This is a genomic window from Acidovorax facilis (genome assembly GCF_050626955.1).
Classification (GTDB): Bacteria; Pseudomonadota; Gammaproteobacteria; order Burkholderiales; family Burkholderiaceae_C; genus Acidovorax; species Acidovorax facilis.
The window spans coordinates 291,474-304,763 of record NZ_CP192460.1 but is presented as its reverse complement, the minus strand read 5'-3'; the positions used below and the strand labels follow the sequence as shown (position 1 = coordinate 304,763).

Here is a 13,290-nt window from a genome sequence, read left to right as displayed (position 1 = left end):
AGCAGCAGATGCTGAAAAAGGAGGCAGGATTGTACCTGCTCAAAATTTCAGCAAATGAAATGTCGCGACCGCTGAAAATCGGACGGCTTTGTCACCCTCAGGCGCAGCTGGGGCGAGTACCACCCCGCAGGGAGCAAGGTCATCGCGCGGCGAGGTCAGCGTCCGCGGTGCGCACCGGTGCAGCGCCGCGCAGCGCATAGTGCCACCAGGCATCGGGGGTGTTTTCAAACTGGTGGCGGGCCATCGTCGCACGCAGCCAGGCGCGGTTGTGCAGCACATCGGGCGAGAAGCCCTGGGCGGCCGACTCTGCCCCCGCCAGCACCTCCCCCGCAGGCGTGCCCATGTCCACATCGTGCCCATCGGCCAGTGGCCCGCGCACCACCTTGCTGGCCTTCATGCCGTCCACCACACGCACCTGCACCACCCAGCCGCCACCAGTGGCCGGGCAGCTGGCTTGCAACACCATGCCCTGCGCCTGCAATTCCTGGCCCACCCGCTGCAAGGCGGCGCGCGCAGAAGGTGTTTCGCTGCAAGGGCTGGCGACATGCACCTCAGCGGGTTGCAGTTCAGGCACCGCTGCCTGTGGGCTGTGCACACAGGCAGCCATCAGCAGCGCCAGGGCCAGCGGCAGCCAGCGAGAGCCGACAGGCGCGCCAGCCAGAGCGGTGCTGCTGGGGAAGACGTGGGTTTCAAAACGTTGCATGCTGCCTCCTCCTTGGGAATTTTTCGGGGGACGGTGTTGTTACCACGATAAGAAAGGAGCCCCTTGCAAGCCATGCGCAGATGGCGCAGCCCGGCGTAGGACAGCGCCCTCTGGCACCAAAGCACCGGCTGCGCAGCCCTACACTTGGCCCCTATGGAAATCTGGATGCACCAGCTGCTGGAATGGCTTGCGCTGCCGCAGTTCGGCCTGAGCACGGTCTTTGTGGTGGCGTTCATCTCCGCCACGCTGCTGCCTTTGGGCTCGGAGCCTGCGGTGTTCGGCCTGATCAAGATCAACCCTGAACTCTTCTGGCCCGCCATCCTGGTGGCCACGGTTGGCAACACGCTGGGCGGTGGTGTGAGCTGGTGGATGGGCCTGGGCGCTCACAAGGTAGTGGACAAGGCCCGTGGCAATGCCACTGAAGTTCGCGCGCTGAACTGGCTTCGGCGCTTTGGCGCCCCCGCCTGCCTGATGAGCTGGCTGCCCGTGGTGGGCGACCCGCTGTGTGCTGTGGCAGGCTGGCTCAAGCTGCCGTTCTGGCCTTGCCTGGCCTATATGGCTGTGGGCAAATTCTTCCGCTATCTGGTTATGACGAGCGTGTTGCTGTACTTCATGCCAGGGCATCTGGCGATGTAGTGGCCCGCCGAAGGCACCGGGATCAGGGCGGCAATAGACGGTCCCAGTTCACGGGCACCGTGGTGTCCACGTGCAGCGTGATCGCCTCTTCGTGGGACTGCAGCGGGTGGGCGCGGGCCCACTGGGCGTCCAGCACGGCCACATCCGCCTCTGACGCACCGGCTCCGGCCAGCGCGCGCTGGCGCACACGCTCGCGCAGCACCGGCAAGGGGGCCTCGAACGACAGGATGTGGCAGGGCACTTGCACAGAATCGGCCAGGGCCAGGAAAAGCGCGCGGGCATCGCGGTCCAGCAAGGTGGCATCCACGATCACGGAGTAGCCTGCCACCAGCACCTCGCGTGCCACTTGCGCCAACCGCTGGTGCGTGCGGAATGTAGCCTCGGCGGTGTAGATGCCGCCAGGTACGCCGTCGCTGGAAGCATTAGGTGCCAGGCCGAACAGGCGCTTGCGCTCCACATCCGCCCGCACGCGCACCAATCCACGCTGGCACGCCAGGGTCAGCGCATGGGTGCTCTTGCCCGCCCCCGAAAAGCCATGGGCCAGCCACAACGCAGCAGGGCGCGCCACCGGCCAGCGCGCACGCCGTTGCCCCGCAAAACCCGCCGCCAGTTCCAGATATTCCTCCAGGGCTTGCACAGCCTGCGCACTGCCATCACCGCAGGTTGGATTCAGCCGCAGGGCAGCAACCCGCGCCCGCACCAACGCGCGGTAGGCTCCGTAGTACCGCAAAACGGACAGGCCCGCGTAGTCTCCCGTGTGCTCCAGCCACCGGTTCAAAAACCGCCAGGCCAGATCGGCCCGGCCATGGGCCGCGAGGTCCATCACCACAAAGGCGATATCGGCCACACAGTCGATCCAGCGCAAGGCGGGGTTGAACTCGATGGCATCGAACAGCTGGGCCTCGCCATCGATGAGTGCAATGTTGGCCAGATGCAAATCGCCATGGCATTCGCGCACCCGACCGGCTGCCCGCCGTGCCTCGAATGTGGTGGTCAGGGTCCGCCCCTGGTGCCGGCACCAGCCGACCACCTGCGCTAGCAGGGGGCCCTGACCGGGCAACGCGCTTGCCACGGGTGCGCGCAGAGCCGCCACACAGTCATCCACTGGCGCTTGCACCGCTGCCGCCGTGCCCCAGCTGTCGGTGCTTGCAGCGATGGCAGCTGCGTCGTGGAACTGCGCCACATGGCACGCCAGCTGGTCGATCTGCGCAGGCAACACGCGATGCGCATCCAGTGCAGTGGCGAGTAGTGCGTCCTGGGCAAAACGTCGCATCCACACGACGGGTTCGGCGCCTGGCAGAGCGTCTTTCCACGGCACGACCTGAAGCGTGGTGGGGGCGCCATCCGCCCCAGCAGTCACCTGACCCACCAAACCTACAAGGCCCAAGTACAGGCCCGGCGCCGTGCGGCGATTGATGCGCAGCTCTTCCTCGCAGGCGGCGTGCCGCAGGGCATGGGTACTGAAGTCCAGAAAGTCCAGCTGCAAGGGTTTTTTGAGCTTGTAGGCAAAGTCACCCGCAAGCAGCACCCAGGAGATGTGGGTCTCGATACATTCCACGCGCTCTACAGGGTGGGGAAAAGCCTGCGGTTGTTGCTGCAGCAGACGCACAAGCTGCTGGGCGGTGGCGAATTCGGCCGACAGGTCGGTGGATGAGGGCATGGAACGGACGCGGGGGAAAGGCACCAACGCACAAGCGCGAAAGGCAGCCATGCCACCCAACGTGGGGGATGGAAACAGGCGTTCAGTGTGAACACCGAAGGCCGCTTGTCAACCCGGCCAGCACAAACAACGGCCAGCAGCTACAGGAAAGCGTTGCTGCTGGAGATCGACAAGTCCGACAGCTGCGAATCGCCTTTGGCAACGGGCTCCTCGACCACCACCTGGTTGCGCCCGCCTTCCTTTGCCATGTACATGGCGGTATCGGCCCGCGAGAAGAACTCCAGCACCGATTCCCCCAACACATACTGCGTCACCCCGACCGATACCGTCACCCGGCCCTTGAGCAATCCGGTCCAGGCATGGGTTTCCACCTGCGCGCGAATGCGCTCACAGGTATTGAGCGCAGGCAGCAACGAAGTGCCTGGGAAGATGAGTAGAAACTCTTCACCCCCATACCGGCCAAACACATCGCCCCCGCGCACGCCCTGCTGCGCGATGCGCGCAAAGGTGCGCAGCACCTCGTCGCCCCCCAGATGTCCCAGCTCATCGTTGATGCGCTTGAAGTGGTCAATGTCCAGCACGGCCAGGCACAACGGGATGCCACTTTCGTCGGCCAGCTGTTTTTGCTCTTCCAGCGCGGCCAACACGTAGCGGCGGTTGAAGCATCCCACCAGCGGATCGCGCTGGGCGTCTTCCTGGATGTTCTTGATCTTGCGGCTTGCATGGTAGAGGCTGCGGTACAGGCGCTGCACCCGGCCCATGAGGGCAATGAAGGCGGGCAAAGAGACCGCCAGAGCCACCCAATGCAATGCCTCCAGACGCAGCAGGGCGTTGTTCTGCTGCTCCAGGTAGTGCAGCCCCACCACCCCGGCATAGAGGCACAACATGCAGGCCGCCAGTGCCAGCAGGGTGGGCCGTGGCACAGTGAAAATGCCATAGGCCACGGCCACAAAGGTGAATGGCGCCAACAGGATTTGCGTAACGGGCGCCAGGTAGACAATGCCGAGCATGCACGCGAGCGCTGTAGCCACCATGGCCAGCTTCAGGTGCCGATGCCGCACATTCTTGTGCAAGCCCGTGTTGAAAATGCCCCAGAAGGTCGCACAGACCACCGCCACCAGCACGCCCAACACGGCGAGCACCTGGAGGTCCACCATGCCCAGCGCACAAAACCCCAGCATCGCCAGCGCATAGAGCCCCATCAGCCCTGCGGCCAGCAACCATTTTTCGCGCGCAGTGCGCCCGCTACGCGGCCCCATTCCATCCAGCGCGCGGCGGGCCGGGCGCACCATGGCTGAAGACGAGTCATCGAACTCCATGACAGCGTCGGACAAGGGAAAGGCGTCCGTCGCCGAAAACGGATTCTTGCGACCAAAAAACATGTGGAGGCAGGCCTGAGCCAGGGTTCGTTCGGGTGATGCTTCACCGAAATGCGCAGACTGCAGGCACCAACACCCGGCAGACGAGCCCGCGCATCTTACGCAGAACTGACACCCTCGCGCTCCGTGTTTTCCAGTAGCACCTCCAGCGGCGCAGCAAATCTGTGCAATGAATGCGACGCGAGCCCCATCGGAAAGACTCCCAGCCCCGGTTCCACGCATGCGGTGCGGGGAGAACACGGCCCTTCTTCAGGCCACTACAACCCGCCGGCGCGTCCACCAGCCTTCCATGCTGTAAACCAGCAGCGCCGCCCAGATCAAGACAAACCCCACCAGGCGCGCTGGCTCGAACGGTTCATGGAACAACCACACGCCCAGCGCAAACTGCAGGCTGGGCGAGATGTACTGCAGGATGCCCAAGGTGGACATCGGGATCAGGCGCGCACCCGCCGCAAACAGCAGCAGCGGAACTGCCGTCATGGGGCCCGCAAGCAGCAGCCAGCCGACGGTGGCGGGCGTGCCCTGCACCAGCGCACCCTGGCCTTGCCACGCCCACCAGCCCAGCACAACGGCGGCCACCGGCGCGAGCACCAGCGTCTCCAGCGCGAGACCCTCCAGTGCGCCCAGCACAGCAACCTTGCGCAACAACCCATAGAAGCCAAAACTCAAGGCCAGCACCAGTGCAATCCAAGGCAGGCGCCCAGCCTGCACCGCCAGCCACAGCACGCCAGCGGCCGCCACGGCCACCGCCATCCATTGGCCCGAGCGAGGGCGCTCACGCAGAAATACAAAGCCCAGCGCGACGTTGACCAGTGGAAGGATGAAATAGCCCAGGCTGGCGTCTACCACGTGCTGGTTTTGCACCGCCCACACATAGGTAAGCCAGTTGCCCGACAGCAGCATCGCAGACAGCACAAATGCCGCCAGCACCTTGGGCTGACGGAGCACGGTCCCCATCCACGACCATTGTCTGCGCACCATCAGTACGCCAAATACAAACACCAGCGACCACAGTGTGCGGTGCATCACCACTTCGAGCGAGGGCACGTCTGCCACCTGCTTGAAGTACAGGGGGAACAGGCCCCAGGCGATGTAAGCCAGGGCGGCGTAGAGGATTCCAGTGTTCATAGAAATCGATGCTCAGGGGGATGCGTGGCCCCCCTGCCAAACGGTCGTAAAAAATCCCTGCATGCCAGGGGCCCTGCAGGGATTGCGGGCCACCGGGCCATGACCCGATGGCGTTTTCAGTGATTTTTAGACGTTGAACAGGAAGTTCAGCACGTCGCCGTCCTTGACCACGTATTCCTTGCCTTCGGCGCGCATCTTGCCAGCATCCTTGGCGCCCTGCTCACCCTTGTAGGCGATGAAATCGTCAAAGGCAATCGTCTGCGCACGGATGAAGCCGCGCTCGAAGTCACCGTGGATCACGCCAGCCGCCTGGGGTGCCGTGTCACCAATGTGGATGGTCCACGCGCGCACCTCCTTCACACCCGCAGTGAAATAGGTCTGCAGGCCCAGCAGCTTGAAGGCGCCGCGGATCAGGCGTGCGAGGCCGGGCTCGGTCTGACCCATTTCGGCCAGGAACATGTCACGGTCTTCGTCGCTCATTTCAGCCATCTCGGCTTCCATCTTGGCGCAGATGGCCACCACGGGGGCGTTCTGGCTGGCAGCGTAGTCCTTGAGGCGGTCGAGGAAAGGGTTGTTCTCAAAGCCGTCTTCGCTCACGTTGCCCACGAACATCGCGGGCTTGGCTGTGATCAGGCACAAGGACTTGAGCAGCGGCTGCTCTTCCTTGGTGATCTCGACCGAGCGGGCGGGCTTGCCTTCATTAAGCGCAGCCTGGATGCGCGTGAGCAGCGCCACCAGCTTGGCGGCATCCTTGTCGTTGCCCGACTTGGCAGCCTTGGTGTAGCGATTGAGCGCCTTTTCGACGGTGCCCATGTCGGCCAGGCACAGCTCGGTCTGGATCACCTCGATGTCCGAGATCGGGTCCACACGGCCAGCCACGTGGATCACGTTGTCGTCTTCAAAGCAGCGCACCACGTTCACGATGGCGTCGGTTTCTCGGATGTGGGCCAGGAACTGGTTGCCCAGGCCTTCACCCTGGCTGGCACCGGCCACCAAACCAGCGATGTCCACAAACTCGACAATGGCGGGCACGATGCGCTCGGGCGAGATGATCTGGGCGAGCTGCTGCAGGCGGGGGTCAGGCACTTCCACCACGCCCACGTTGGGCTCAATGGTGCAGAACGGATAGTTTTCGGCGGCGATGCCGGCCTTGGTCAGCGCGTTGAAAAGGGTGGACTTGCCGACGTTGGGCAAGCCCACGATGCCGCATTGGAGGCTCATGGCAGGGCTTTCTGGATTTCGGAGACAAACCACCGATTTTACGGGCCAGCCAGCTATCACCCTTTCACGCCATGTTCACACCGTCAGTCGAAGCGCAGATTGGCCGCCACCCGCTGACCCACGCGCAGCATCTGGCCCGCCCCCTGGCGCACGATGGCATTCATTCCGAACGTGATGGCGCCATCGAGCCGTTGGTCCTTCCGATAGGTCCGCAGGGTGTCCCCCACCGATGGGTTGCTTTCGGCTGTCGCGGGGTCGATGTCAGGAATTGGGCACCGCGAACAGGGTTTGACGGGCTGCAGGTGGATTTCACCCTCTTGCGCATCCACACGCACCAGATCCACTCGGTCCTCGTCGTGTGCGTCCACCCCGGCCAGGACCACATTGGGCCGAAACCGCTCGATCCCAGCGGCGGCATGGCCTGCAGCCTGAAGTCGCACGTTCAGCTCATCCATCGATGCCTGGCTGGCGAGCAACAACGGAAAACCATCGGCAAACTGGTTCGGCGCCTCGACACCGCCCGTCCATTCCATGCTGGACAAGCGGCGGTATTCAGGATCAAAACGGACAAGGCGGCAGGGCTGACCGAGGAAGTCCGTAAACCACTGCGCCGCCACGGCACCCATGTCCCATGCGGGCACCGTGTCGCGCCACACGGTCACCTTGGCGGGCGCCTCGACCGCATCGATGGCCACATGCAAGGCCAGCATGCCAGGCGCACGCAGCACCATCTCATCGCCTTTGAGCTGCGGGCGAATCAGCGCCATGCGCGGCAGCGTGCGCTGGGTTACAAACATGCCCTCAGCGTCTACCACCATCCAGGCACGGTCCAGATCGAGCCCCGTATCGGTGAGCAAGGCCTGCTGCACTTCAATGCCGGCACACGACTTGACGGGATAGACAAACAGGCGCGCGATGGTGCCCGACAGATCGGAATCAGGGTGGAAACTCACGCGAAGGTGCTCCTCAAAAATGACCAGTTGGACAGCGAGCCCGATTTTGCACCGCGCCCAAGGGCCCAGGCCCGCTCCTACAATGCCGCCATGGCCCAAACCTTTGATATCTGTATTCGCGGCACCGGCATTGTGGGCAAGACGCTGGCACTGCTGCTGGCCCGCGAACGGCTGAAAGTGGCCCTGCTACCTGCACCCGGCCCGAAGGCCCCCGCAACCGCCGATGTGCGGGCCTATGCGCTGAACGCAGCATCGCGCAAACTGCTGGAATCGCTTCGCAGCTGGCCCGATGCAGAGCACGCCACAGCCGTGCGATCCATGCAGGTACAGGGAGACCGGGATGGCGCCGTGCATTTTGATGCGGCCACCCAAGGGGTGGAAGCCCTGGCCTGGATCGTTGACGTGCCCGCCCTGGAGGCCCGCCTCGCCGAAGCTCTGCGCTACCAGCCCCAGGTGGAAATGGTCGATGCCCCCGTGCCGGCGGCCCTGACCGTGGTGTGCGAGGGCCGCGCCAGCAGCACGCGCGAAGAGTTTGGTGTGGGTTTTCAGGTGACGCCGTATGGGCAACACGCCATCGCCACCCGATTGCAGTGTGAACGCGCCCACGAACAGGTGGCACGGCAATGGTTTTTGCCCGACGGCATTCTGGCTTTTTTGCCTTTGGGCGGGCCGCAGGGGAACTCCGTGGCGGTTGTCTGGTCCGTCTTGCAGGAACAGGTCGCGCCGCTGATGGCCTTGTCCCCTGAAGAATTCGCGCAGAAGCTCCAGATGGCCAGCCAGGAATCCCTGGGGTCGCTGACGCTCAGTGCGGAACGAGCAGCCTGGCCCCTGCAGCTTGCAAAAGCAGACCGCTGGTGTGGCAGCTTGCCATCCACCGGAAAAAACCCGCGCAGCTGGGTGCTGGCTGGTGACGTGGCGCACAACGTGCATCCGCTCGCAGGCCAGGGGTTGAACCTGGGACTGGCAGACGCCCAAGCCCTGGCCAGCGCACTGCATGGGCGCGACTACTGGCGCAGTGTGGCTGATGTACGTTTGCTGCGGGGCTACGAGCGCGAGCGCAAGGCAGCCCTGCTGCCGATGGGATTGGCGACGGATGGCCTGCAACAACTCTTCTCCCGCCAGGAAGGGCCGCTGCAGGCGCTGCGCAACTGGGGAATGAAGGGCTTTGAACTGAGCGGCCCGCTGAAGCACTTCGTGGCCCGCCAGGCCATGGGAAATTACTGACCACACCGGTGGCTGCCCTCTGGAAGCCACCAGACCGTTTTAACGAGAACACCATGAAACTGATTCCCACCCTGCTCGCTGCCGCCGCACTGGCCTCCGGCTTTGCCGCCACCGCACAAGAAGCGGACATCCGCAAGGCGCTCGCTGAACGCATTCCCCAAATGGACAAGATTGACGAGGTGCGCCCCACCCCCATGAAAGGCCTCTACGAGGTACGCATCGGGACGGACCTTTTCTACACGGACGCCAAGGGCAACTATGTGATCCAGGGTGAACTGATCGATACGAAAGTGCGCCGAAATCTGACCGAAGACCGCATTGCAAAGCTCACAGCCGTCGAGTTCTCGGCACTGCCCCTCAAAGACGCCTTCACCATTGTGCGCGGCGACGGGAAACGCAAGTTGGCCGTTTTTGAGGACCCCAACTGCGGCTACTGCAAGCGTTTTGAACGCGACCTGCAGAACGTGGACAACGTGACGGTGTACCTGTTCCTGTACCCCATCCTCAGCCCCGACTCTGCGGAAAAATCGCGCAACATCTGGTGCTCCAAAGACCAGGTGACGGCCTGGCAGGATCTCATGGTGCGGGACAAGCCTGTGCCTGCAGCGAGCTGCGATACCAGCGCCTTGCAGCGCAACCTGGCATTTGGCCGCAAGCACAAGATCACAGGAACGCCTACGCTGATTTTTGCCAACGGCGCCCGCGTGCCGGGAGCCATCGGCGCCAAGGAAGTGGAAAAGCGCCTGGCCGAGGCCAGCAGCGAAACCCCTGCCGCCAACTAATACGCGTTTTGCATGCGCGCAGGCCCCGCTCCCACGGGCCGCGCCATCTGACCACAAGGCCCGAACCTGCAGTTGCCCATGCCCTCAACCCGCAAGCCAGAATCCGCCGCCATTCACTACCACGTTGAGCCAGCGGACCTGCACGGTCATCTGTTTCGCATTGCACTGACGATTCCCCACCCTTCGGAGCAGCAAGAGGTCTCGCTGCCGATCTGGATTCCGGGGAGCTATCTGGTGCGGGAGTTCTCCAAAAATCTGCAAGAGCTCAAAGCCCACCAGGGCACGCGGGAAGTGAAGCTCACGCAACTGGACAAGCATCGGTGGCAAGCTGAATGCAGCCCCAACAAGCCCCTTGTGCTGTCCTACGCCGTCTGCGCCTACGACACCTCGGTGCGCACGGCCTGGCTGGACGCATCGCGCGGGTTTTTCAACGGCACCAGCCTGTGCCTGCGCGTGCAGGGCCAGGAAACGCAGCGCCACACGCTCGATATTGCCAGCACGCCTGCTACGGCCACCTGGTCAGTGGCCACCGGCTTGTCCCCCGTCAAGACAGACAAGAAGGGTTTTGGTCTCTACGCTGCGGCGAACTACGACGAGCTGGTTGACTGCCCGGTGGAAATGGGCCTCTTCTGGACCGGCCGCTTCACGGCCCGGGGCGTTCCGCACCGCTTTGTGGTGGCTGGTGCCGCGCCCTCTTTTGACGGTAAGCGCCTGCTGGCAGACACCCAGAAGATCTGCGAGACCGCAATCCGCTTCTGGCATGGTGAAGGCAAGGCGCCTTTCAAGAGCTACCTGTTCATGCTCAACGCCGTGGGCGACGGCTACGGAGGGCTGGAGCACCGCAACTCCACCGCGCTCATCTGTGGTCGGCGCGACCTGCCACGGGTCGATGAGGCCCGCACTGGTGATGGATACACCACACTGCTGGGCCTGATCAGCCACGAGTACTTCCACGCGTGGAACGTCAAGCGGCTGCGCCCCGCCGATTTTTCCCAATACGACTACAACCGCGAAAACTACACGGAGCTGCTGTGGTTCTTCGAGGGCTTTACCAGTTACTACGACGATTTGCTGCTGCGCCGTGCAGGGTTGATTGACGACGCGGCGTACCTGAAGCTCATCACCAAAACCATCAACCAGGTGCTCCAGACACCAGGCAGGGCCGTGCAGACCGTGGCGCAAGCCAGCTTTGACGCCTGGGTCAAGTACTACCGCCAGGACGAAAACACCCCCAACGCGACGGTCAGCTATTACACCAAGGGCTCGCTGGTGGCCCTGTGCCTGGACCTGGCCCTGCGCCGCGAAGGCAAGACCAGCCTGGATGAGGTCATGCGCACGCTGTGGCTGCGGTGCCAGGGCGGCCCGATGTCGCAAGACGATTTGCTGACAGTATTGAAAGAACTGTCCGACCGGCCCTTCGATACAGAACTGGCGCGGTGGGTGCACAGCACCGCAGAACTGCCGCTGGCAGAGTTGCTGGAAGCCAACGGCGTTTTGCTCAAGGCGGAGCCCCCCCAATGGGCGCAGCGGCTGGGGCTGCGGGTGGGAGAGAACCACAGCGTGCAAATCAAGACCGTGCTGCGAGGTGGCCCTGCGGAAAAGGCGGGCATGGCGGCTGGCGATGAGTGGCTGGGCATCGATGTGAAAGGCCAGGGGTGGCGCATCAGCAAGCTGGAGGACGTGGCGTTCTATGCTGGCACCGAGACATCCCTGACAGCGCTGGTGGCACGGGACGGCCGACTGCTGCGGTTGCCGCTCGAACTGTCGGCCCGCAGTGCGTCCACACCCCCTAAGAAGACCTCCCGCACCACCACCGCCACGGTGCCAGACACGGTGAGCCTGTCGATTGCCAACGCTGCCGCCCTGGGGCGCTGGTTGAACTGAGCCAGGGACATGACACCGGAGCGGTACGGTGTTCTACCTACCGGCGCATAGGTTCGGGCATGCTTGGGTATATTCGTTCGTGCTTTCATAACTACCTATAAACCCAGGAGATTTCATGTCTTACGAAACTATCGAGGTTCGCATTGAGGCGGACAAGGTTGGTATCGTCACGCTCAACCGGCCCAAGCAGCTCAACGCGCTGAACGACCAGCTCATGGATGAGCTGGGCGCGGCACTGAAGGCCTTTGATGCGGACGAAAAAATCGGCTGCATCATCGTCACGGGCAGTGAAAAGGCGTTTGCTGCAGGCGCCGACATTGGCGCCATGGCGAAATACAGTTTCGCAGACACTTACAAGGGCGACTACATCACCCGCAACTGGGAAGCGATCCGCTCCATCCGCAAGCCCGTCATTGCCGCTGTCAGCGGTTTTGCGCTGGGCGGTGGCTGTGAGTTGGCCATGATGTGCGATTTCATCATCGCCGCTGAAAACGCCAAATTCGGCCAACCCGAAATCAAACTGGGCGTGATCCCCGGCGCAGGCGGTACGCAGCGTCTGCCGCGCGCAGTGGGCAAATCCAAGGCGATGGACATGGCCCTGACCGGTCGCATGATGGACGCGGTGGAAGCCGAACGTTCCGGCCTGGTCAGCCGCGTGGTGCCCTACGACAAGCTCATGGACGAAGCACTGGGTGCCGCCATCATCATTGCAGGCTTCTCCCAGATCGCCGTGATGGCGGCCAAGGAGTCGGTCAACCGCGCCTTCGAAGGCAGCTTGTCGGACGGTGTGATGTTCGAGCGCCGCCTCTTCCACGCCCTGTTCTCCACCCAGGACCAAAAGGAAGGCATGGACGCTTTCATGAACAAGCGCACCGCGAACTTCACACACCAATAATTTTTGTTCTATAATCTTGGACTGCGGTCGTATAGCTCAGTTGGTTAGAGCGCAGCATTCATAATGCTGATGTCGGTGGTTCAAGTCCACCTACGACCACCAAATCCAACCCACAGTGCATGCGCACTGTGGGTTTTTTATTGGGCAGCCGCACGCAAAAATCATAGCTGCCGACGCTTGGTACCATTGGTTTTTAATGGGAAACCGCTGGAAATCCTTTAAAACCAAGCGCGAGCAGCTATTATTTTTGAGAACTGCGGGATTGGCCCCGCTTTTAGAATCGCTGTTCCAGCCCCTGGATGTAAACCATGAACCGCTGCACCACGACTTCCTCTCCTGCTTTCTCCCTCACTTCGCAGACGGCCCCCGCGCGAAAGCTCATCGCGGCTGTGGCCTGCGCCCTGCTCTGCGGCACCCTGCCGGTGTCCGCCCAGGTACAGCCCGGGCTTGGCGGCATGCGGACCTTTCCCGATGCGGCCCAGCGCGGCACCCTGACCCTCAACACGGCATCGGAGGCCACGCTCAATGGCCGCACCATCCGCCTGGCGCCCGGCATGCGCCTGCTGAGCCCTCAGAACACGCTGGTCATGATGCACACGGTGCTGGGGCAGAGCTACAAGGTGAACTACGTCATCGAAAACAGCACCGGCATGCTGATCACCGCCTGGATCCTGACCCAGGGCGAAGCCGAGCAGCCACGCAAGGGCAGCGACACGGTCGAGCGCAACTACCGCACCGAGTACGACGTCATCCGCAAGTGATGCGTTGACCCATCAGCCGCGCCCTGCGCCTCGGCGCGGTCCTTGAATGTTTGCGGTGCGCTGC

12 protein-coding genes and 1 tRNA gene are annotated in these 13,290 nt (G+C 63.1%); 7 read left to right on the top strand and 6 right to left on the bottom strand.

Annotated features, from left to right (window positions below; genetic code table 11):
- Nucleotides 1-139: 139 nt before the first annotated feature.
- The gene (locus ACQ4MJ_RS01380) at nt 140-703 is read right to left on the bottom strand and encodes a D-Ala-D-Ala dipeptidase (protein ID WP_431150621.1); all 564 of its coding nucleotides are present in this window, start codon (nt 701-703) and stop codon (nt 140-142) included.
- 165 nt (nt 704-868) lie between these two features.
- Here ACQ4MJ_RS01380 and ACQ4MJ_RS01375 point away from each other — a divergent pair, with 165 nt between their 5' ends.
- Nucleotides 869-1,339: a YqaA family protein gene (locus ACQ4MJ_RS01375; RefSeq protein ID WP_176886973.1), complete on the top strand. Its 471-nt coding sequence runs from the start codon at nt 869-871 to the stop codon at nt 1,337-1,339.
- 22 nt (nt 1,340-1,361) lie between these two features.
- Here ACQ4MJ_RS01375 and ACQ4MJ_RS01370 read toward each other — a convergent pair whose 3' ends face one another.
- From ACQ4MJ_RS01370 to ACQ4MJ_RS01350, 5 genes are all read right to left on the bottom strand, one after another.
- Nucleotides 1,362-2,999 carry an AAA family ATPase gene (locus tag ACQ4MJ_RS01370; protein ID WP_431150625.1) on the bottom strand — a complete coding sequence of 546 codons (1,638 nt, stop codon included), beginning with the start codon at nt 2,997-2,999 and terminating at the stop codon, nt 1,362-1,364.
- 140 nt (nt 3,000-3,139) lie between these two features.
- The gene (locus ACQ4MJ_RS01365; protein WP_431150627.1) at nt 3,140-4,333 is read right to left on the bottom strand and encodes a diguanylate cyclase; all 1,194 of its coding nucleotides are present in this window, start codon (nt 4,331-4,333) and stop codon (nt 3,140-3,142) included.
- A 294-nt stretch (nt 4,334-4,627) separates the two neighbouring features.
- Entirely contained in the window at nt 4,628-5,506 is an 879-nt protein-coding gene (gene rarD / locus ACQ4MJ_RS01360) for an EamA family transporter RarD (protein ID WP_055393385.1), read from the bottom strand.
- 126 nt (nt 5,507-5,632) lie between these two features.
- A complete protein-coding gene (gene ychF, locus ACQ4MJ_RS01355) occupies nt 5,633-6,727 on the bottom strand; it encodes a redox-regulated ATPase YchF (protein ID WP_121421105.1) in 1,095 nt (364 codons plus the stop codon).
- 83 nt (nt 6,728-6,810) lie between these two features.
- Nucleotides 6,811-7,680 (bottom strand): MOSC domain-containing protein, encoded by an 870-nt coding sequence (locus ACQ4MJ_RS01350; RefSeq protein WP_431150629.1) that lies wholly within the window; start codon nt 7,678-7,680, stop codon nt 6,811-6,813.
- Between the two features lie 90 nt (nt 7,681-7,770).
- Between ACQ4MJ_RS01350 and ACQ4MJ_RS01345 the strand changes: the two genes are divergently transcribed.
- From ACQ4MJ_RS01345 to ACQ4MJ_RS01320, 6 genes are all read left to right on the top strand, one after another.
- On the top strand, nt 7,771-8,904 hold the full coding sequence (locus ACQ4MJ_RS01345; RefSeq protein WP_431150631.1) for an FAD-dependent monooxygenase: 1,134 nt from the start codon (nt 7,771-7,773) through the stop codon (nt 8,902-8,904).
- Nucleotides 8,905-8,957: 53 nt separating this feature from the next.
- Nucleotides 8,958-9,686 (top strand): DsbC family protein, encoded by a 729-nt coding sequence (locus tag ACQ4MJ_RS01340; RefSeq protein WP_055393390.1) that lies wholly within the window; start codon nt 8,958-8,960, stop codon nt 9,684-9,686.
- Between the two features lie 78 nt (nt 9,687-9,764).
- A complete protein-coding gene (locus ACQ4MJ_RS01335; protein ID WP_431150633.1) occupies nt 9,765-11,570 on the top strand; it encodes a M61 family metallopeptidase in 1,806 nt (601 codons plus the stop codon).
- A gap of 115 nt (nt 11,571-11,685) precedes the next feature.
- Nucleotides 11,686-12,465 carry an enoyl-CoA hydratase gene (locus ACQ4MJ_RS01330; protein ID WP_176886979.1) on the top strand — a complete coding sequence of 260 codons (780 nt, stop codon included), beginning with the start codon at nt 11,686-11,688 and terminating at the stop codon, nt 12,463-12,465.
- Nucleotides 12,466-12,490: 25 nt separating this feature from the next.
- A tRNA-Met gene (locus tag ACQ4MJ_RS01325) sits at nt 12,491-12,567 on the top strand.
- 206 nt (nt 12,568-12,773) lie between these two features.
- Complete coding sequence (locus ACQ4MJ_RS01320) at nt 12,774-13,226, top strand: hypothetical protein (RefSeq protein ID WP_431150636.1); 453 nt, start codon at nt 12,774-12,776, stop codon at nt 13,224-13,226.
- Nucleotides 13,227-13,290 lie beyond the last annotated feature (64 nt).